Origin of the sequence: Paenarthrobacter sp. NPDC089988 (assembly GCF_044748465.1) — a bacterium.
Taxonomy (GTDB): domain Bacteria; phylum Actinomycetota; class Actinomycetes; order Actinomycetales; family Micrococcaceae; genus Arthrobacter.
In genome coordinates, this window is sequence record NZ_JBIVGD010000016.1 from 36735 (window position 1) to 57189 (window position 20455).

General features: G+C 65.1%; 13 protein-coding genes. 4 read left to right on the plus strand and 9 right to left on the minus strand.

The genetic code is table 11. From position 1 onward, the window contains the following. Positions 1-74: 74 nt before the first annotated feature. Both ACIPV6_RS17700 and ACIPV6_RS17705 read right to left on the minus strand, forming a co-directional pair. Positions 75-1673 (minus strand): glycoside hydrolase family 68 protein, encoded by a 1599-nt coding sequence (locus ACIPV6_RS17700; protein ID WP_400272134.1) that lies wholly within the window; start codon positions 1671-1673, stop codon positions 75-77. Between the two features lie 487 nt (positions 1674-2160). Then, positions 2161-2979 (minus strand): purine-nucleoside phosphorylase, encoded by an 819-nt coding sequence (locus ACIPV6_RS17705; protein WP_400272135.1) that lies wholly within the window; start codon positions 2977-2979, stop codon positions 2161-2163. Positions 2980-3083: 104 nt separating this feature from the next. Between ACIPV6_RS17705 and ACIPV6_RS17710 the strand changes: the two genes are divergently transcribed. Then, complete coding sequence (locus ACIPV6_RS17710; RefSeq protein WP_400272136.1) at positions 3084-4487, plus strand: NAD(P)H-quinone dehydrogenase; 1404 nt, start codon at positions 3084-3086, stop codon at positions 4485-4487. Between the two features lie 303 nt (positions 4488-4790). On the opposite strand, the gene ACIPV6_RS17715 is transcribed toward ACIPV6_RS17710, so the two are convergent. From ACIPV6_RS17715 to ACIPV6_RS17725, 3 genes are read right to left on the minus strand one after another with little or no spacing between them, the layout of a single operon-like run. Continuing rightward, complete coding sequence (locus tag ACIPV6_RS17715) at positions 4791-6356, minus strand: FAD-dependent oxidoreductase (protein ID WP_400272137.1); 1566 nt, start codon at positions 6354-6356, stop codon at positions 4791-4793. Then, positions 6353-8548: a molybdopterin oxidoreductase family protein gene (locus ACIPV6_RS17720; RefSeq protein WP_400272138.1), complete on the minus strand. Its 2196-nt coding sequence runs from the start codon at positions 8546-8548 to the stop codon at positions 6353-6355. Before ACIPV6_RS17720 ends, ACIPV6_RS17715 begins: the two co-directional genes overlap by 4 nt. Further along, positions 8549-9961, minus strand: a complete 1413-nt coding sequence (locus tag ACIPV6_RS17725) for an MFS transporter (protein WP_400272139.1) — start codon at positions 9959-9961, stop codon at positions 8549-8551. A 295-nt stretch (positions 9962-10256) separates the two neighbouring features. Here ACIPV6_RS17725 and ACIPV6_RS17730 point away from each other — a divergent pair, with 295 nt between their 5' ends. Beyond that, complete coding sequence (locus tag ACIPV6_RS17730) at positions 10257-11666, plus strand: MFS transporter (RefSeq protein WP_400272140.1); 1410 nt, start codon at positions 10257-10259, stop codon at positions 11664-11666. A gap of 71 nt (positions 11667-11737) precedes the next feature. Here ACIPV6_RS17730 and ACIPV6_RS17735 read toward each other — a convergent pair whose 3' ends face one another. Both ACIPV6_RS17735 and ACIPV6_RS17740 read right to left on the minus strand, forming a co-directional pair. After that, entirely contained in the window at positions 11738-13552 is a 1815-nt protein-coding gene (locus ACIPV6_RS17735; protein ID WP_400272141.1) for an acetyl/propionyl/methylcrotonyl-CoA carboxylase subunit alpha, read from the minus strand. A 120-nt stretch (positions 13553-13672) separates the two neighbouring features. After that, positions 13673-14329, minus strand: a complete 657-nt coding sequence (locus tag ACIPV6_RS17740) for a Maf family protein (RefSeq protein WP_400272142.1) — start codon at positions 14327-14329, stop codon at positions 13673-13675. A 117-nt stretch (positions 14330-14446) separates the two neighbouring features. Between ACIPV6_RS17740 and ACIPV6_RS17745 the strand changes: the two genes are divergently transcribed. After that, positions 14447-15097: an HAD family hydrolase gene (locus ACIPV6_RS17745; protein WP_400272143.1), complete on the plus strand. Its 651-nt coding sequence runs from the start codon at positions 14447-14449 to the stop codon at positions 15095-15097. Between the two features lie 195 nt (positions 15098-15292). Here the strand turns inward: ACIPV6_RS17745 and ACIPV6_RS17750 are convergent, their stop codons facing one another. Further along, positions 15293-17818 carry an MMPL family transporter gene (locus tag ACIPV6_RS17750; RefSeq protein ID WP_400272144.1) on the minus strand — a complete coding sequence of 842 codons (2526 nt, stop codon included), beginning with the start codon at positions 17816-17818 and terminating at the stop codon, positions 15293-15295. A gap of 1 nt (position 17819) precedes the next feature. Next, positions 17820-18512, minus strand: coding sequence for a TetR family transcriptional regulator (locus tag ACIPV6_RS17755; protein WP_400272145.1), 693 nt, complete (start codon positions 18510-18512; stop codon positions 17820-17822). A gap of 422 nt (positions 18513-18934) precedes the next feature. Here ACIPV6_RS17755 and ACIPV6_RS17760 point away from each other — a divergent pair, with 422 nt between their 5' ends. Further along, positions 18935-20440 (plus strand): DUF222 domain-containing protein, encoded by a 1506-nt coding sequence (locus ACIPV6_RS17760; protein WP_400272188.1) that lies wholly within the window; start codon positions 18935-18937, stop codon positions 20438-20440. Positions 20441-20455 lie beyond the last annotated feature (15 nt).

Below are 20455 nucleotides of genomic sequence, written 5' to 3' on the forward strand. Positions count from 1 at the left end.
GTTGGGGGGTGGCAGGGGTGCGCCTGGCTTCGTGGCCGGACGCACCCCCGCCGGGGCCTTATGGGCCAGGGGTCTTACTTGTAGAGGCCCTCGCCGCCAACGCGCACGTTGGTGGGCAAGTAGCCGAACGGGCCGAGGCCGTTCTTGCCGAAGCTGCGGTCAACCTGCGTTACGCCGCCCTGGAAGTTCATCTTCACGGTGGGGGAGAGGGAGCCGCCGCGGACGCCGTCCACGTTGTCGATGAACGACTGGACCAAACCGCCGGGCTGGACGTAGTGCGAGTAGGCCTGGAACTGCCGGCCGTTCTGGCGCGGGTCCGGGCCTTCAGGGGCGTTGGCCGGCATGTTCAGGTCCGTCGGGGAACCGAGTGCCAAGCCGCTGTTGTTCACGGGCTGGTAATCGGAGCGGACGCCGTTGCCGACGAAGCCATACACGCCATCGGGGCCGCGCATGCCGTCCGCGTAGGTGAACTGGTGGCTGATGGTGAACAGGTAGTACTTGTTCTTGCCCTTCTCCTTCTGGATGAAGATCTGCGGCCGCTCAGTCTGGTCGTTGACGCAGTTGGCGGACAGGATCGGGGGCAGGAAGCTCCACTTGGTCAGGTCCTTGTTGTCTGCCACTGCCAAGCCGACGTTTGCTGTCTGGTACCAGGCTCCGGTGCTGTTGACCTGGTCCACGGTTTCGGCGTTGGGATCGCCCGGGCGGTAGCCCAGGTCTTCCTGCTTGCACTTGTACTCGCCACGAGTCCCACCGGTGTTTCCCTCGAAGACCATGAAGGTCTTGCCCGGGTGGGCCGGATCGGCGAACGTGTACGGGTCCCGGAACGCGAAGCCCGGGTTCTGGGCCTTGTTCTGGTAGAGCTTTCCGTCCGGCTCAAGCAGCTTGGTGTGCTGGAACCCGTCGAAGGTCACGCCGTTCTTGTCGGCATGGATCTTGCCAAGGGCCTTGGCGATCACGGCGTCGGGTGCAATCCCGCCGCCGCCGGAGTTGCGTTCCTTGACATCGTAGAACGTGGTTGCCGTGTAGAAGACGTTGATCTTGTTGCCCTGCATGAGCCGCGTGGAGCCGGACCATTCCGTGTTGCCGATGGACGTGTTGTCCAGGAACAGATGTCCGCCGTAGTTCCACTTGTCCTTGGCAGGATCGGCGTTGGTCTTGCGGAAGAAGAAACCGATCCGGGCGTTCCAGTGGCGCTGGTCGAAACCGTAGCCTGCGTGCCGGTCAGCGACCAGGGAGAAGATGACGTCCCAGCCCTTGTAGCTGATCTGGTTGGCATTCTCGTCGGTCAGGGACCAGGTGTCCCACACCCACACGTCGTCGTTCATGGCGGGGAAGTCCTTGGGGATTTCCGGCATGGTGACGTTGGGGCTCATGGAGTTCTGGCCGGGAGTGACGTTGGGGTTGCTCTGGGCCATGATCTGCTTGGCATCCGCCCGCGTCCACTTGGAGGTGAAGTTCGCTGCCGGATCGTAGGCCTGCTGCGTGTGCTTCGACGGCAGCGGGAAGCCGGGCGTGGGTGCCGGCATGGTGCTCGACGGCGGGTCGGCCGGCAGGTTGGCCTGCGCGGCCGGTGTGACAAGGAGGATGCCGCCGGCGACGCTGACTGCTGCTGCGATGGCGGTTGCCTTGCGCAAGCGGCGTCTTGGCCGAGTTGGGGTTGAGTGCGTGTTCATGCTTGCTCTTCTCGCGGAGTGTTGGACTTCGTGGAGTTGCTGCTCGAGTCCGGCGTCCGCCCGATCCGCTGGTGGCGTCTTCGAGGGACGCCATCGTTTCGAGGTGCGGCGGCCCTTCCTGAGCTGCTCGCCGCGGTTGCTCCGGCACGTCGACTTACCGGGGCACTTTCCACGCTAAACACGTGTCAGGTGGTGAAGCAAAGCTTGTTTCGAGGGCTCGGGCGGGGATGCGCGGCACCTGTGTGCAAGCGTTTACATTGCCAACACGCGCGCGTGCCACGCTTGTTGGGGAGGGTCAAATGTTTCGCCTTAAAACAGACTTATTCTGAGAATTTACTGTGTGTTTACACGGGTGCCATGTGACTTGACGGGTCCACCGTCGTTCCCCTATGTGCCCCCAATCGGGTCGCAGTTCAGGCCGTTTCCAGCGCTGGGAAGGACGCGAACTGCGACCCGGTTAGGTGCGAATGATTTCGACGGAGTGTGGCTAGAGCTTTGCGATGATCCCGGCCAGCAACGCAGAGATCCGCCTGCCTGCTGCCTCGCCGGCTTCCAGGACTTCGGCGTGGCTCAACGGAACGGGACTGATCCCCGCGGCGAGGTTCGTCACCAAGGAGATTCCGAAGACCTCCATACCCGCGTGTCGTCCCGCAATCGCTTCAAGCGCTGTAGACATGCCCACAAGATCCGCACCGATCCGCTTGGCGTACTGGACCTCGGCCGGGGTCTCGTAGTGCGGGCCGGTGAACTGGGCGTAGACGCCTTCCTGCAGCGAAGGGTCCACTTCGCGGGCCAGCTCCCGCAGGCGCGAGGAGTAGAGGTCAGTGAGGTCCACGAACGTGGCGCCCTCAAGCGGGGAAGTGGCCGTGAGGTTGATGTGGTCGCTGATCAGGACCGGCGTGCCGGGTTCCCAAGCTTCGTTGAGCCCGCCGCAGCCGTTGGTGAGAACAAGGGTCTTGCAGCCGGCAGCAGCGGCAGTGCGCACGCCATGCACCACGGAACGGACGCCGCGGCCTTCGTAGTAGTGGGTGCGGGCGCCGAGGACCAGGGCGCGTTTGCCTTCCTTGGTGAGGACTGAGCGGATGGTTCCCACATGGCCCACGACTGCCGGCTTGTGGAAGCCGGGAACTTCCGACGCGCTGAGTGTCGCGGTGGTTTCGCCGATCAGGTCGGCGGCTTCTGCCCAGCCGGATCCCAGTACCAGGGCGACGTCGTGGGACTCGACGCCGGTCTCTGCCGCGATGTAGTCGGCGGCGTCTTTGGCGGCTTCGAAGGGGTCTGTGTTCAACAGCTCTGAGTTACTCACTGGTACAAGCTACCGTGCACGCAAGGCTGTGCGGTAGGGACGCGCCTGCGGGTGAGGTGTGGCTGACTGGCAGCGGCAGCGCGGATGCGCGAGAATTGAGGATTGTGACCACCCAAGTTGACTTCAGTTCCCCACGAATCGCGATCCTGGGAGGTGGTCCCGGCGGATACGAAGCTGCCATGGTGGCCGCCTCGCTCGGCGCCAAAGTCACCATCATTGAACGGGCAGGCCTCGGCGGCTCGGCCGTTCTGACCGACGTCGTGCCTTCCAAGACCCTCATTGCCACCGCCGACCTCATGACCCGTGTCAGCGAAGCCGACGAGCTCGGCGTCAAGTTCGACGACACCGCCTCCAAGCCACACGCTGACCTCAAGCACATCAACGACCGCGTCCTGAATCTCGCGCGTGGCCAGTCCAAAGACATCCGCGACGGGCTCGAGCGCCTCGGCGTCGAGATCGTCATCGGCTCCGGCAAGCTGCTGGACAACAACACCATAGAGGTCCTCACGCTCGAGGGCACCCGCACCATCGAAGCCGACTCCATCCTCCTGGCCGTCGGAGCCCACCCCCGCGAACTGCCCACGGCCAAGCCCGACGGCGAACGCATCCTCAACTGGGCGCAGATCTACAACCTGGACGAGCTCCCCGAAGAACTGATCGTCGTGGGGTCCGGTGTCACCGGCGCCGAATTCGCTTCCGCCTACAACGGCCTTGGCTCCAAGGTCACGCTGATCTCCAGCCGCGACCAGGTCCTCCCGGGCGAGGACACGGACGCCGCCAAGCTGCTGGAAGGCGTTTTTGAACGTCGCGGCGTGCGCGTCCTGTCCCGCTCCCGCGCCAATGCGGTTGAGCGAACGGACGACGGCGTGAAGGTCACCCTGGGTGACGGATCGGTGGTGACAGGTTCCCACTGCCTGGTGTGTGTCGGGTCCATTCCGAACACCGCGGGGATTGGGCTGGAAGAAGCTGGCGTTGCCCTGACGGAGTCCGGCCACATCAAGGTTGACGGTGTTTCCCGCACCACGGCGCCCAACATCTACGCTGCCGGCGACTGCACGGGTGTCTTCGCGCTGGCCTCCGTTGCCGCCATGCAGGGCCGGATCGCGATCGCCCACTTCATGGGTGACGGCGTGAAGCCCCTCAAGCTCAACCAGGTAGCCTCCAACATCTTCACGTCCCCGGAGATCGCTTCCGTGGGTGTGTCCGAGGCCGATCTGGCGTCCGGGAAGTACCAGGGCGATGTGGTGATGCTGTCGCTCCTCAGCAACGCGCGCGCCAAGATGCGCAACACCAAGGACGGCTTCGTCAAGATCATCGCCCGCAAGGGTTCCGGCACCGTCATTGGTGGGGTGGTGGTGGGTCCGAACGCCTCCGAGCTGATCTTCCCGATCTCCGTGGCCGTCACCCAGAAGCTGCACGTGGACGACGTCGCAAGTGCTTTCACGGTGTACCCGTCGCTGACCGGCTCCATCTCGGAGGCGGCACGGCGTTTGCACGTGCACATGTAGCCAGTTCGCTTCACGGGCCCGTTTCGGGGCGTCGCTGCGCAGGGTGCCGTTCGCACGGCATGCTGCGCAGCGAGCCATCGAAACGGGCCCTTTGCGTCTTAGGAGTCCAGCGCAGCCACGGCTTCGGCCAGGGACATGTGCAGGGCCGGGCCGTGGCCTCGCAGGAGGAGGGCTAGCCGGAAACGCGCACGCCCCAGCCACGAGTTCGCGGGAAAGCGGTGGCCTCGTAAGGAAACTTCCAGCGTTCCCGCAGCTTTCCAGCGAACGGGGTGCCGGGCCGAGGAATCGTGAGCTTACGCGGCTTCAGGCGGCAGCCGCTTGGAAGTGTTTTTCGATGAGCTCCTTGATGTCCTCGTGGCAGCCCCCGCAGCCCGTTCCGGCGCGGGTGGCCTTTGAAACTTCGGCTACCGAAGAGCACCCCTCCAACACGGAGTCCTCAATGCTGGCCGCGCTCACGCCCGCGCAGCGGCAGATGGTGCGCTCCGGATCGGAACTGTTGCCACCGCCGGAATCAAGCTGGTCCGGGCCGTCCAGCCGCAACAACAAGGACCGGTCGGCCGGAAGCTCGGACGAACGCTCGAACAGCACCACCAGTTCGGCAGCGGTCCGCGGCATCCCTACGGCAACCAGCCCCTCGAGCACTCCGCCTCGGGTGGTCATCTTGACGTAGCGCCCGTGCTCGGGATCGGCCCACTGGGAGATCTGCCGCCGCGGACGCCCGGCCACGGCGCCGGCTTCCAACAGTTCCTCGTCCCATGGATCGGCCTGGTTGTCGCCAGCGACGGCAAGGTTGATGCCACGGGCCTTGAGGACCACAACTCCAGGCTTCTCGGCGGCCAGCGGCTCCAGCGAATCTGCTGCGGACTGCCCGTCGCGGGCCAGGACCACGAGGTACTCGGCAAGCCATTCAGCCTGCCGCCACCCCGGCCCAACCAAACCGGACGGGCCACCGGCCGTGCGGCACTCGACGCAGGCGGCGTCGGGGCAACGGACCTCGGCGCAGTCGCCGATGGCGAACATGTGGGGCTCATGATAGGTCCGGAGGTGGTGATCCACCAGGATCCCGGTAGCAACAGGCAGACCACAACCCTCCGCCAATTCCATGCGCGGTCGGACGCCGCAGGACAAAACCAGAAGGTCACCATCAATGGCCGAACCATCGTCCAGCAGTAGGGCCGAGAAGGAACCTTCCGGCCCAGCCGTTTCCACGCCGGTGGAGCGCGCGTTGCCGGCCATGCGGACACCACTGGTGCGCAGGCTGGCTGTAAGAACCGATCCACTGCCGCGATCGATGCTGCGGCCCAGGGGGAACGGACCATTGTGGACCACGGTGGCACAAGCGCCCTCCTCAGCGGCGGCAAGCGCCGTCTCAAGGCCAAGCACGCCACCACCCAGCACCACTACGCGCTTGCGTTCGGAAACAGCCGAGCGCAGCACCGCCGCGTCCTGCAGGTCGCGGAGCGTAATCACCCCGGCGGGCAGCACAGGACCGGACGGATCGGGGTTCAAACCAGTCAGGTTGGGGATGACCGGCCGTGAACCCGTGGCGAAGACCAAACGATCATAGTGCTCGGCTGAACCATCGGACAGCACTACCTGTTGCCTGGCCCGGTCGATCCGCCGCACCTTGGTTCCGAGCCGAACATCCACCCCGTCGGCCTCCAGGGACACGGCATCAGCCATGGCCAAAGCCTCGGCCGTGGTGCGGCCTACCCCGAGCTCGGCCACCATCACGCGGTTGTAGGCTGCCTCAGTTTCCTGACCAACAACCAAGAGCTGGACCAGCCCTGAACGGACGGAAGGAAGGAGCTCATCCACCAAACGCGCGGCCACAGGGCCGAATCCAACAACAACGATGCGCTCGCTCATGAAGCCTCCTCGGAGTGCAGTGACAATTCGGTGCTGACAGCAGCGGGAACAATGCTGGATGCTGCCGGCCGGACCCACACCCGGCTGGTCTTGAACTCCGGCATGCCGGAAATGGGGTCGGTAGCCGCCTCGGTCAGCCGGTTGGCGTTTTCCTGGCCTGGGAAATGGAAGGGCAGGAAAACTGTGTCCGGGCGGACGGCGTTGCTTAGCTCAGCCCGGCACAGGACTTCGCCCCGCTCGTTCGTCACGGTGGCGTAGTCGCCGTCGGCAATCCCGCGGCAAGCAGCGGTTGCCGGGTGGATCAACAGCCGCACCTGGGGCTGGGCCGCCAGGAGTTCGGCAACGCGTCGGGTCTGGGCGCCGGACTGATAGTGCTCCAACAGCCGGCCCGTGGCCAACGCCAGGGAGTCATCCGCAAACGAGCGAACGGCCCGCTTGGACGGAGTCACTGGGACCATGACGGCCCGGCCGTCGGCGTGGGCAAAACCCTCGGAAAACAGCCGGGGCGTGCCATTACTGCCCACGGGATACGGCCAGTAAGCAGCCTCGCCGCGGTCCAGCATCGCGTAGTCGATCCCGGAGTAGTCGGCCAAGCCGCCGGCAGATGCCAGACGGAGTTCCTCGAACACGGTCTCCGGATCGTCACTGAAGGTGGAAGGAGCCTCAAGGAGCTCCGCGAGCCTGGCCATGAGCCACAGTTCGTTGCGGACGCCTGGGGGAGGGGTAAGCGCGCGGCGGCGCCGGATCACCCTGCCTTCGAGGTTGGTCAGCGTGCCTTCTTCCTCGGCCCACTGCGTCACGGGCAACACCAGATCCGCTTCCAACGCAGTCTCCGACATGAAGAAGTCGCACACCACAAGGAAGTCCAAGGCACGCAGCCCGGCAGTTACAGCGTTCGTGTCCGGTGCGGAAACCACCACATTGGCGCCGTGCACGAAGAGGCAACGGACGCCGTCGGGCTTTCCGAGCGACTTGAGAAGTTCGACGGCGGGCAGGCCGGGACCGGGGATGAGGGACTCATCGATGCCCCAGACAGAAGCCATATGTGCGCGGGCGGCGGGATCGGTGATTTTGCGGTAGCCGGGGAGCTGGTCGGCCTTTTGTCCGTGCTCGCGGCCGCCCTGCCCGTTGCCCTGCCCGGTCAGCGTTCCGTAGCCACTGCGCGCCGAGCCGGGAAGGCCAAGCAGAAGGCTGAGGTTGATGGCCGCCGTGGCGGTGTCGGTACCGTCAACGTGCTGCTCCACGCCGCGGCCGCTGAGGATGTAACTGCCGCCGTCGCGGGCGCCGTGGGCCAGGCGGCGGGCGGTCTCCCGGATCAGGGTGGCGGGCACACCGGTGATCGACTGGACCCGCTCCGGCCAGAAAGCATTCAGGCTGCGCACCAGCGCGGCGTAGCCGGAGGTCCGCTCCGAGACATAGTCCGCGTCCACCAGCCCTTCGTGCACCACCACATGGCTGATGCCCAACAACAAGGCCAAATCGGTACCGGGCGTCGGCTGCAGGTGGAGGCCGCCGCCGTCGGACGTAAACGCTGCAGTAGCCGAGCGGCGGGGGTCAACGACGATCAAGCCGCCGGCGTCCCGGGCGCCCTGCAGGTGCTGGACGAACGGGGGCATGGTTTCGGCGACGTTGGAGCCGAGCATGAGGATGACCGACGCCGAGTCGAGGTCGGTGACGGGGAACGGGAGTCCCCGGTCCACGCCGAAAGCGCGGTTTCCGGCAGCGGCGGCGGAGGACATGCAGAACCGGCCGTTGTAGTCGATGCGGGACGTGCGGAGTGCCAGCCGGGCGAACTTGCCCAGCATATAGGCCTTCTCGTTGGTGAGGCCGCCGCCGCCGAAGACTCCGACGGCGTCGTTTCCGTGCTGCTGCTGGGTGTCCTTGACCGCCGCTGAAATGAGCATGAGGGCCTGGTCCCAGGAGATCGGCTGGTGGACGCCGTCGGAACCTTTCAGCAACGGTTCGGTGATGCGTCCGTTGTGGCGCAACAACGACGCCGATGTCCACCCTTTGCGGCACAGCCCGCCCCGGTTGGTGGGGAAGTCGCGCCCGGATACTTCCAGGGGCGCGGCGGGGGCATCGTCCGGCGCGGGCGCTGACGCTGTCCCTTGAACTGCAGGTGCAGCCGGGGTCAGCGTCATGGCGCACTGGAGCGCGCAGTAGGGGCAGTGGGTATCGGCGCCGTTGGGCATCTAGATGTGTCCGATCGTGTTGCGCTTCTGGGCCGGGCGGATGTAAAAGGCCCAGCAGACGGTGAGCATCAGGACGTAGGCTCCGACGAATCCGTAGAACGCCGGTGTGTAGGAGCCGGCCGTGGTGTTCGAGGCGTTGAGCACCTGGGGGATCACAAAGCCGCCGTAGGCGCCGATCGCCGAGATCAGGCCAAGGGAGGAGGCTGCGAGCCGGGCGGTTGCTGCGCTGCTGGCTCCTGCGCGGGCCGCGCGGCTGGAGGTCGCGAAGATCACCGGGATCATGCGGTACGTTGCCCCGTTGCCGAATCCGCTGGCGATGAAGAGCAGCAGGAACAGTCCAAGGAAGAGCCAGAAGTTCTTCAGCGGGAGGGTCCAGATCATGGTCAGGGTGATGACGGCCATGGAAGCGAAAGCGGTCATGCTCATCCGGGCCCCGCCCATGCGGTCAGCCATGCGGCCACCGTACGGCCGGGCCAGGGAACCGACCAGCGGGCCCAGGAACGCGAGGGACAGTGCAACGGCTCCCAGGTGGATGGAGGAGAACTCGGGGAAGTAGTCCTTGATCAGCTTGGGGAACACACCGGCGAAGCCAATGAACGAGCCGAACGTACCAATGTAGAGGAAAGCCATGATCCACAGGTGCGGCTCTTTCAGCGCGGCCACCGAACCGGCAACATCACCCTTGGCGCTGGTGAGGTTGTTCATGTACTTCCAGGCGCCGAAGGCCGCGATCAGGATGAGCGGAATCCAGATGAGGCCGGCCATGGGCAGGTTGACGGTTCCGGCAGCCAACAGGGTCACGGCGATGGGAACCACCAACTGCGCGACGGCGGCACCCAGGTTTCCGCCGGCAGCGTTCAGGCCCAGCGCCCAGCCCTTCTCGCGGGCGGGGTAGAAGAAGGTGATGTTTGCCATGGAGCTGGCGAAGTTGCCGCCACCGAAGCCTGCCAGGGCGGCGACGAGGAGCATCACTCCGAAAGGCGTTTCCGGGTTGGAAACGCAGATGGCCAAGCCGGAGGAGGGGATGAGCAGGAGCAGCGCCGAGACAATGGTCCAGTTCCGTCCGCCGAACTTGGGCACCATGAAGGTGTAGGGGATGCGGAGCGTGGCGCCCACCAAGCTGGGGATCGAGATGAGCCAGAAGATCTGGTTGGTGTCGAACTTGAAGCCTGCTGCGGGGAGCTGCACGACCACGATCGACCACAGCTGCCAGACGACGAATCCGAGGAACTCGGCGAAGATGGACCAGTACAGGTTGCGCTTGGCGATGGACCGGCCTTCGGCTTCCCACTGGCCCTTGTTCTCGGCGTCCCAGTTGGCGATCCAGCGGCCGGGGCGGTGTTCAAGGGCGGGGGCGGCGGTGGCAGTGGACAGGGCGGGAACCAGTTCGTCTGCAGTGCGGTCAACAGTCACGGGAGTGCTTCCTTGGTGGGGGACGTTGTCCTTCAAAAGTAGGTTTCGCGCATTTCGCGGACCGTCGCTGTTTGTAAACGTGCTGTGACATTTCCCTATCTGAGGGATCACTGGCGCGTGAGACGATGGTGAGGTTGTGGCGCAGACCACAATGTGGGATTCTCCTGTTGGTCCACATGTTGGACTTGGTTGTCCAGTCAATGGACTGCGGGAACTATTATTGAACTCTCGAATAATCCATCGCCGCCAGCGCTTTTCGTGGCATCAGGCGGCGTGAACGAAAGCTGCTAACTACATGTCTTCCACTGCACCCTCCAGGGAAGGTGAGTCAACGAAGCCAGTGAACTCGCGGGGCCGGGTGATCTTCGCCAGCCTGATCGGTACCACGATCGAGTTCTACGACTTCTACGCCTACGCGACGGCGTCGGTCCTCGTCTTCCCCAAGCTCTTCTTCCCCGATGCCACCGACATCAACGCGCTGCTCAGTGCCTTTGCGATCTTCGGTGTAGCCTTCTTCGCACGCCCCATCGGCGCCGTGGTCTTTGGCCACTTCGGTGACAAGATCGGCCGCAAGGGAACCCTCGTGGCGTCGCTGCTGACCATGGGTATCGCCACCTTCCTCATCGGCCTTCTCCCGGAGGCCTCGCTGCCGGGCTGGGCCATCATGGCACCGGTCCTGCTGGTGGTTCTCCGCTTCTTCCAGGGCCTGGCGCTGGGCGGCGAATGGAGCGGCGCGGCCCTCCTGGCCACCGAGAACGCGCCGGAGGGCAAGCGTGCCATCTACGGCACTTTCCCGCAGTTGGGCGCCCCCATCGGGTTCATCATTGCCAACGTGATTTTCATCTGGATGAACGTTGCACTGACCCCCGAGCAGTTCCTGGCCTGGGGCTGGCGCGTGCCGTTCCTCCTGAGTGCCGTGTTGGTGGTTGTGGGCCTCTACGTCCGCCTCAAGCTCGTCGAGAGCGCATCCTTCACCAAGGTGATCCAGCAGGACAAGATCCAGAAGCTGCCCTTGGGTGCCACCTTCAAGAACCACTGGCGTCCCGTGGTTGCCGGAACGTTCATCATGCTGGCCACCTACGTGCTCTTCTACATCATGACCACGTTCACGCTGTCGTACGGCACCAAGCCCACTCTGGCAGGTGCGCAGGCGGCTGCTGAGAAGGCCGGCAAGCCCATGACGGCCGAGCAGATCGCAGCCTTCGTTCCGGGCCTCGGTATCTCCCGTTCGGACTTCCTGTGGATGCTGATCATCGGCGTCGTGTTCTTCGGCATCTTCACCGTGGTCTCCGGACCGCTCGCCGAAAAGTGGGGCCGCCGGAAGTTCCTGCTGGGCGTCACGGCCGGCATCTTCGTTTTCGGCGCACTCTGGTTCACCATGTTCGGACCGGGCCAGGCCGCCGCGATGGTCGGCTTGATCGTTGGCTTCACGCTCATGGGCCTCACCTTCGGTCCGATGGCGGCCATCCTGCCTGAGCTGTTCCCGGCAAACGTCCGCTACACGGGGTCCGCCGTCGCGTATAACCTGTCGTCCATGATCGGTGCAGCCCCTGCCTCATTCGTCGCCATCGCCCTGTGGTCTGCCGCAAACGGAAGCACTTGGCTGGTGGGCGTGTACATGGCGGTCGCCGCCGTGATCACCTTCATCGCGCTGTGGCTCACGCGCGAAACCAAGGACACGGACTACGAGAACAACGTCGCCTGACGTTGCAAGAAGTACGACGTCGGCCCCGCACCAAACGGTGCGGGGCCGACGTCGTTATGGGGTGCTTAGCGTTAGTCCTCGATGGTCGCGATGACAGCGCCGGCGGCGACCGTCTCGCCTGCCGAGGCCGTCAGGCCGCGGACCGTGCCGGACTTGTGGGCCGTGAGGGGTTGCTCCATCTTCATGGCTTCGAGCACCACGATCAGGTCGCCTTCGGCAACAACGTCGCCGTCGGCTGCTGCGATTTTGACGATGGTGCCCTGCATCGGCGAGGTCAGTGCGTTGCCACCGGCAGCGGCTGCGGTAGCCCCGGCCGAGCGGGAGCGCTTCTTGGACTTGCCCGCCTTGGCGCCTGCGCCGCTGGAAGCAACTGCCACGCCGGCACCCAGACCGGAGGGGAGGACCACCTCGAGGCGCTTGCCGCCAACCTCGACGACGACGCGTTGGCGCTCACCGGCGTCGGAGGCGTCCGCACCGGCGCCCGTGGGAGCCCAAGCGGGAATGTTGTTGACGAACTCGGTCTCGATCCAGCGGGTGTGGACCTTGAACGGGCCCTCTGCCGGCGCGAAGTCGGGGTCGGTGACCACGGCGAGGTCGAAGGGGATGACGGTGGGAATGCCTTCCACCACCATCTCCTCAAGGGCCCGGCGGGAGCGCTGGAGGGCCTGCTCGCGGCTGGAACCGGTGACGATGAGCTTGGACAGCATCGAGTCGAAGTTTCCGCTGATGACATCGCCCTGCTCAACGCCGGAATCAACCCGGATGCCCGGGCCCGTGGGGTTCTTCAGCGTGCTGATGGTGCCCGGAGCCGGCATAAAGTTCCGGCCCGGGTCCTCGCCGGTGATGCGGAATTCGAAGGAGTGCCCGCGGACTTCGGGGTCCTCGTAGCCGAGGGCCTCGCCGCGGGCAATACGGAACTGTTCGCGGACAAGGTCGATTCCGGTGACTTCCTCGGACACGCAGTGCTCCACCTGGAGGCGGGTGTTGACTTCAAGGAAGGAGATGGTCCCGTCCTGGCCCACCAGGAACTCGCAGGTTCCGGCGCCCAGGTAGTTGGCTTCCTTGAGGATTGCCTTCGAGGACTCGTACAGGCGCTTGATCTGCTCTTCGCTCAGGTAGGGGGCCGGGGCCTCTTCCACGAGCTTCTGGTTGCGGCGCTGCAGGGAGCAGTCGCGGGTGGAGACCACAACCACGTTCCCGTGGGCGTCTGCGAGGCACTGGGTTTCCACGTGGCGCGGGGAGTCCAGGAAACGCTCGATGAAGCACTCGCCACGGCCGAAGGCTGCGACTGCCTCACGGACAGCGGACTCGTAGAGCTCGGGAATCTCTTCCATGGTGCGGGCAACCTTGATGCCACGGCCACCGCCGCCGAAGGCAGCCTTGATGGCAACCGGAAGGCCGAATTCCTCGGCGAACTTCAGGATCTCGTCAGCGTCCTGGACGGGGTCGGCCGTGCCCGGAACCAGCGGGGCGCCAACCTTCTCGGCGATGTGGCGGGCCTGGACCTTGTCGCCAAGGGCGGAAATCGCCTCGGGGGAGGGCCCGATCCAGTTGATGCCGGCCTCGATCACCTTTGCGGCGAATTCGGCGTTCTCTGCCAGGAAGCCGTAGCCGGGGTGGATGCCGTCAGCGCCGGACTGCTTGGCGACGTCGATGATCTTGTCCATCACCAGGTACGACTCCGCGGCCGTGTTGCCACCCAGTGCGTAGGCCTCGTCGGCGAGGCGAACGTGCAGTGCGTCACGGTCCGGGTCTGCGTAGACGGCCACGGAGGCAATGCCTTCGTCCCGGGCGGCTCGGATGATTCGGACCGCGATTTCGCCGCGGTTGGCAATCAAGACCTTGGTAAGAGGGCTGGAAATGGGCTGCGCCGGGTTAGCTGACAAGTTGTTGACTCCTTCTGTCCTTCAGGGAGCCTAGCGCGATTGTGAGGGTTCCGCCCATATTGATGGGGGATTCCGTGTGTGAAGCGCTGTTCCTTTGTAGGGTTGCTACAAACTGGTCTCTTACGTCTGTGGTGCCCACAGTTCGGTGATGCCAACGTTCGCGTGGACCAGCAGATCGCGCAGGGTTGAGATGGAAAGACCGACGACGGCGTGCGGGTCACCGTCCACCTTGCGGATGAACGCGCCGCCCAGGCCGTCAATAGTGAAAGACCCGGCACAGTGGAGCGGTTCTCCGGTGGCAATGTAGGCATCAATGTCGTTCTCGGACATCTCCGCGAAGTGCACTTCGGCACTCGAGACGGCGCCCAAGGTGGCGCCAGTGCCTTCGGCGGTCTCGTCGTCGTCGACGTCCGCCTGCGTCTCGCGGCAGTCCACCAACCAGTGGCCTGTGTGCAGGACGCCCTTGGAACCGCTCATGCGGAGCATGCGCTCCTTCGCGACCTCGGCCGTGTACGGCTTGCCGTGCGACTCGCCGTCGAACTCGAACACCGAATCGCAGCCAATCACCAACGCACCCTCGGACTCGGGAAGCGACGCCACGGCCTCGGCCTTGGCACGGGCCAGGAGCAGCGCGGTGTCGTGCGCATCGGTCACTCCGTAGCGGGCCTGGACGCCGTCCTCGTCCACGTCGGATACAAGGACGTCGTGCCGGATGCCCGCCTCCGTGAGGAGCTTGGTGCGGGCAGGGGACTGGGAAGCGAGGATCAATCGGGTCACGCTCCAAGCCTAATACGCACCCTCTCTCACCTACCGCCCCTTAACTTCCGATCCTCTCTCACCGATTCGCCCTTTTCGGCGGACGCTCTCTCACGACGCCGGCCCTAGGCTGGTCGAATGCTGCTTCTCGTAGATCTGGACAATACCTTGGTGGACAGGGCATCGGCGTTCGATCAGTGGGCCAAAGAGTTCGTCCGGCGCCTCGGATGTCCACCCGGTGACGCGGATTGGCTCATTGGCGCAGACCGGGATGGATACGCGTCGAGGCTTTTCCTTGCGGGGCAAATGAAGATCAAGTTTGGCCTCAACCATGACTTTGAGGCTCTCGTGCAGATTCTGCTTTTTGAGCACGTGGACCTCATGACCATGGACGCCCAAAATCTACGAGCGCTCAAGGAGGCGCGGGAGGCCGGTTGGCTGATTGGCATTGTCACTAACGGAACGACTGCGCAGCAAACCCGAAAAATCGACCGGCTGGGACTGAACAACTACACCGATGCGATCGTCATTTCAGAGGAAGCCGGCGTCAGCAAACCGGAACGGGAGATATTCGAGATAGCTGCCCATCGCCTGCATGGTGAACCCGGAAATGGCTGGATGGTCGGGGACCATCCCATAGCGGACATCGAGGGTGGCAGAAAGGCGGGCTTGTCGACTGGCTGGGTTTCACGCGGCAGGGCGTGGCCGGATGCTGAGGCGACACCGATACTCACGGGTCTCACGACCGCCGAGGTGATTGATGCCGTTGTGCGCCGAGAGCCGCGGTGATCGAGCGTCCGCCGGGAGGGGCGGTTTAGTGATCGAGCGTCCGTCGGGAGGGGCGGTTCGGTGAGAGAGCGTCCGGTGGGGACGGCAAAGGGAAGCGACGAACGCCCCCTCGCCGGCAACTTGGGGTCGTCGGTGAGAGAGCGTTCGTCGGAAGGGGGTGTTTGGTGAGAGAGGATCGGGTTTGGTGCCGGAGGGTTAGTGGACGAGTTCCTCGGCGTCGGACTTTGTGCGGTCGCTGCGGGTCAGCTTGGCGCCTTCGACGTCCACGTCCGGCAGGATTCGCTGAAGCCACTTCGGCAGCCACCAGGCCTTCTCGCCGAGCAGGTACATGATGGCCGGCACGATCGTCATGCGGACAATGAACGCGTCGATCAGCACACCAAACGCCATCGCGAAGCCGAGCGGCCGAACCATGGTCAGGTGGCTGAAGATGAAGCCGGAGAACACGCTGACCATGATGATCGCCGCCGCCGTGACCACAGCGGCCGCGTGGCTGAAGCCGGTGCGGACTGCGTGCTTGGCGGATTCGCCGTGCATGAAGGACTCACGCATACCCGAGGTGATGAACACCTGGTAGTCCATCGCGAGCCCGAACAGCACGCCGATCAGGATGATGGGCAGGAAGCTCAGGACAGCCCCCGGGTTGGCGACGTCGAACACGGCCCCCAGCCAACCCCACTGGTACACAGCCACTACGGCGCCGAAGGCAGCCGCGAGCGAGAGCAGGAACCCGCCTGTCGCCAGCAGCGGCACAACGATCGAGCGGAACACCAGGAGCAGCAGGATCAGGGACAGCCCGACGACGATCGCCAGGTAAGGCGGAAGGGCGGCGCCGAGTTTGGCCGAGACATCGATGTTGCCCGCGGTTTGCCCGGTCAAGCCGATGGTCGCACCGGTTTGGTCACGGATTTCCGTGCCCTTGTCGCGAAGTTCGGACACCACATTCACCGTGCTGGCGCTGGCAGGACCTTCCTTGGGAATGACCTGGAACAGGGCCGTGCGGCGGTCGTCGCTCAAGGCAACAGGCACTGCGGCGGTAACGTTCTCGACGCTGCGCAGCTTGTCGGCGACGTCGTACTGCTTGCTTTTGGCGTCGTTTTCGCTGAGCCCGTCGGGGAATTCGGCCACCACGATGATGGGGCCGGTCATGCCTTCGCCGAAGCTGCTGCGCGTGAGGTCGTAGGCCTTGAACGCCTGCGAATCTACCGGTTCCGAACCGCCGTCGGGCAGTGCCAGACGCAGCTGGGAGGCAGGCAGCGCAAGCGCGCCAAGCAGCACGATGCTGGCAATCAGCGACATCCACGGGTGGCGGGTCACCAGCCCGCCCCAGCCGCGGGTGCTGCGCTTTTCCTCGAGGGCGCGGTCGGCGGCCTCGTGGCCCGGCGCCGCATTGTGTTGGGCGGCCTTGGCCCAGGCACGCTTGGAAATCAGTCGGCGGCCAATGAGGGAAAGGATGGCGGGCGTCAGGGTCAATGCCACGACGACGGCGACAGCAACTGTCGCTGCGGCGGCAACACCCATGACCGCCAGGAACGGCAACCCGGGAACCACCAGTGCCGCCAGCGCAATGATGACCGTGAGCCCGGCGAACAGCACGGCGTTGCCCGAGGTGCCTGTAGCGAGTGCCGCGGATTCCTCGCCGTCCATGCCTGCCAGGAGCTGGCCACGGTGGCGGTTGACGATGAACAGCGAGTAGTCGATGCCCACCGCGAGGCCAAGCATAAGGGCGAGCATCGGGGAAATGGAGCTCATGTCGATCACGCTGGTCAACGCAAATGTGCCCCCGACGCCTACCGCGACGCCGATCAACGCCATGATCAGGGGGAGGCCTGCGGCGATGAGCGTGCCGAGCATGATGATCAGGACTGCGGCTGCCACGGCGACGCCGACGATTTCCGCGATGCCGAAGATCTGCGAGACGTCCTCGGTGATCTCCTTGCTTGCGTAGGCCGTGACGCCTGCGGATGAGACACCATGGACGATGTCCTGGACTTCCTTGCGAACGGCGGGATCCACTGCGTTTATGGAGGTCTTGAACTGGACCTGCGCGATCGCTGCCTTGTTGTCACTGGAGACGAACCGGAGGCCCTCGGACGCAGCGGCCTCACGCTTGCCCAGCGCAAGCGTTGCGGCGCCGTCGGCGGCCTCCTTGGTCCCGGCGTCGAGCTTTTCCTTGCCTGCGGCAAGCTCGGCGCGCCGCGGCGCGAGCTGGGCCTCGATCTGCGCGGGCGGCAGGCCCGAGGCGGCGAGTTGCTGCTCGGCAGCCGCAAGCTGTGCTTCCCCGGCTGTGATCTGGGCCCGGGAGGCGTCCAGTTGGGCCTGCCCGGCAGCTGCCTTCGCTTCGCCGTCAGCGATCTGGCTGGCGGCGGAGTCCAGCTGCTCCTGCGTGGTGAAGGGGTTTACTGTCCCTTGAACGTCGGGCATTGCCTCAAGCTTTGTCAGTGCAGCCGCGACGGCGTCCTTCTTGGCTTGGTCGAAGCCCGAGTCGCCGGCGTCGAACACCACGCTGGCTGAACCACCGGACGACGCCGGAAGCGCTTCCTTCAGTTTGTCGGCCATCCGCTGGGTTTCGGTGCCCGGGATGGTGAAGTTGTTGGACATGGTGCCGTGGAAGGCAGCGGCTGAGCCGCCCACGGCCACCAGGACGGCCAGCCACAGGGAAATGACCAGCCAGCGGCGGCGATACGAAAACTTGCCTAGACGGTAAAGGAGCGATGCCATGTCAGGACCGATCTGTGGAGGTGGGAACGGGTGCTGTTTGAAGTGACGCTAACGACGACGGCGCGAAGCCGGCTCCGAGGAGCCCCATCGCATCGATGAGGTGCTGGCGGAGGATCGCCAGGGATTCGGGGGACAGGTCCGGTCCGCATTCGGCGAACCAGACGGTCATGGCGGCTTTCCCGCAGGAAATGACGGCTCCGGCCAAGGCATAGAGGTACAGCTCGCTGACGTCCGGACCCAACCTGGAGCGGGCCGCGTCGATGATCTGGCCGGTGCAGTGCTCCCAGGCTTCGAGTTCGGAGCGGGCCAGCGAGCGGTTGTCCTGGGTCAGGCTGAACAGTTCCGCCATCGGGGCGACGGACATGGGATCGGCCAGGGCCACGAGGGCTGCCTGGGCCGATTCGAGGATGGTTTCGTCGCTGGGCCGAAGTCGGAATTGCTCCAAGGCCCGGTCCATGAAGCCGTCGGCAACCGAAGACAGGGCTGCCTCAAGGCTTGGGAAGTAGTTGAAAAAGGTCCGGCGGGATACGCCGGCGCTCGCGGCGATGTCCTCGACGGTGAAGTTTCCAGGACCGTTGCTTCGCAACAGGTCGAGGGCGGCTGCCGCGATGGAGGCACGGGTAGCGGCCTTGTTGAGTTCGCGGCGCGACGGAGCACTTGGCTCCGCGGTGGCCGACGGGTTGGTTGGGGTCACATACTTACACTAAGTGCAACTTTGCACTCTGCGCAATTTGATTCAGGGTTTGCGCAGAATGGCCTTTGGCTTGGGCGCTCGCGACGGGTCCCCAAGACGCCGCAACACAGGGCGCTAATGACGCCGCAAAGCAGGGCGCTAATAATGTCAGACCCCTCTGGAAGAGTTGATGCATGGACGGAAAAGAGGTGCTGCTCGCGGAGGTTGGGGACGTGCCTTCGTTCGGCGCGGGTATTCAGCCGGAGGTCCTCAATCGGGACGCTGTGACTCGGACCGCGGTCCCGTCAGCTTCCGTCCGGAGCGCTGCAGGGCTGTCGGCGTCCGTCCGGAGCGGTGCAGGGCTGTCGGCGTCCGACCGGGCTGGCGCTGATCCTGCCACCGTTGCCACCCAGTTGATTGACCAATTGCGGATCCTGGAAGACATGAAGTCCGCGATTTCCGGCCTGCAGGCCAAGATCGCAGTGGCGTTCGATCACGCACAACGCCATGTCCAGGCTGAGCGGGGCGTTCCGGCATCAGAACGCGGCAAGGGGGTTGCTGCCCAGATTGCGTTGGCGCGGCGTGAATCGCCGAACCGTGGCGCACGGCTGCTGGGGCTCGCTAAAGCGCTGGTGACCGAGATGCCCCGCACGATGGCCGCGTTGGATTCCGGCCAGCTCAACGAATGGCGCGCAACGCTCTTGGTCAAGGAAACCGCATGCCTTTCAGCTGAGGATCGCTGTGCTGTGGACGAAGAACTCGCAGCGGACACGGGAACTTTCGAAGGCCTCGGGGATCGTTCGATCATCGCTGCGGCCAAGGCCGCGGCATATCGGCGGGATCCGCGCTCAGTGACCCAACGTGCGGCGCGTGCGGCCTCGGAGCGGCATGTGGGCCTTCGGCCGGCGCCGGACACCATGGCAATTTTGACCGCGCTGCTTCCTGTCGCCCAAGGGGTAGCCGCCTACAAAGCCCTGACGGAGGCTGCTGATTCGGCTCGTTCGACTGGTGATGAACGTTCCCGCGGCCAAGTCATGGCGGACACCCTCGTCGAGAGACTCACGGGTACGCCGGGCGGCATTTCCAAGGTGGAAGTGCAGCTGGTCATGACGGACCGCACGCTGTTCCAAGGAGACAGCGAGCCCGCACGGCTTGAAGGGTACGGAATAGTCCCGGGTGGTTGGGCAAGGGAACTCGTGGGCAAAGCTGAGCAGGTGCGGGCGGAGGCCGGTGAACCGGTAGGTCTGTCTGGACAGGCGCCGCCCGGGGAGTGCGGGCCGCCGCGGGCGGACGCCGGTGAACGGGTAGGTCTGTCTGGACAGGCGCCGCCCGGGGAGTGCGGGCCGCCGCGGGCGGACGCCGGTGAACGGCTAGGTCTGTCTGGACCGGCGCTGCCCGGGGAGTGCGGTCCACCGCTGGCGGAGGCCGGTGCGCCGGTGAGGCCGGCTGGACACGCGTTCCCCGGGGAGTACGGTCCACCGCGGCCCTCTTCGGGGACGCACGAAGCGTCCGGGCAAGGCAAGCCACGTTCGGATCCGGCATTCGAGGTGTATCTCCGCCGCCTCTTCACCGCCCCGGCCAGAGGGGAACTCGTGGCAATGGATTCCAAAGCGAGGCTGTTTCCCGGTGGCATGCGGCGATTCATCGAGGCGAGAGACGCTACCTGCCGCACGCCGTATTGCGACGCGCCCATTCGGCACATCGACCACATCGTTCCGTGGCAAAACCGCGGACCCACCAGCTCGCACAACGGCGCCGGACTGTGCGAGCAATGCAACCACACCAAGGAAAACCCCGGTTGGACGGCGAAGCCCTTGGCCTATGGCACGGGCGTGCACACTCTTGACATGACCACGCCCACTGGCCACGCGTACCGGTCAAAAGCTCCGCCGCTGCCGGGGCATGATCCTGCATTGAACCCGGCGGCCCGTCTGCCGGGTGGGCCGTAGCGCGAGGGCATCAGG

Excerpts from the sequence above, each read along its gene's own strand:
- ACIPV6_RS17700 (WP_400272134.1), bottom strand. The coding sequence starts at position 1,673 with ATGAACACGCACTCAACCCCAACTCGGCCAAGACGCCGCTTGCGCAAG.
- ACIPV6_RS17715 (WP_400272137.1), bottom strand. The coding sequence starts at position 6,356 with ATGAGCGAGCGCATCGTTGTTGTTGGATTCGGCCCTGTGGCCGCGCGT.
- ACIPV6_RS17720 (WP_400272138.1), bottom strand. The coding sequence starts at position 8,548 with ATGCCCAACGGCGCCGATACCCACTGCCCCTACTGCGCGCTCCAGTGC.
- ACIPV6_RS17730 (WP_400272140.1), top strand. The coding sequence starts at position 10,257 with ATGTCTTCCACTGCACCCTCCAGGGAAGGTGAGTCAACGAAGCCAGTG.
- ACIPV6_RS17745 (WP_400272143.1), top strand. The coding sequence starts at position 14,447 with ATGCTGCTTCTCGTAGATCTGGACAATACCTTGGTGGACAGGGCATCG.
- ACIPV6_RS17750 (WP_400272144.1), bottom strand. The coding sequence starts at position 17,818 with ATGGCATCGCTCCTTTACCGTCTAGGCAAGTTTTCGTATCGCCGCCGC.
- ACIPV6_RS17760 (WP_400272188.1), top strand. The coding sequence starts at position 18,935 with ATGAAGTCCGCGATTTCCGGCCTGCAGGCCAAGATCGCAGTGGCGTTC.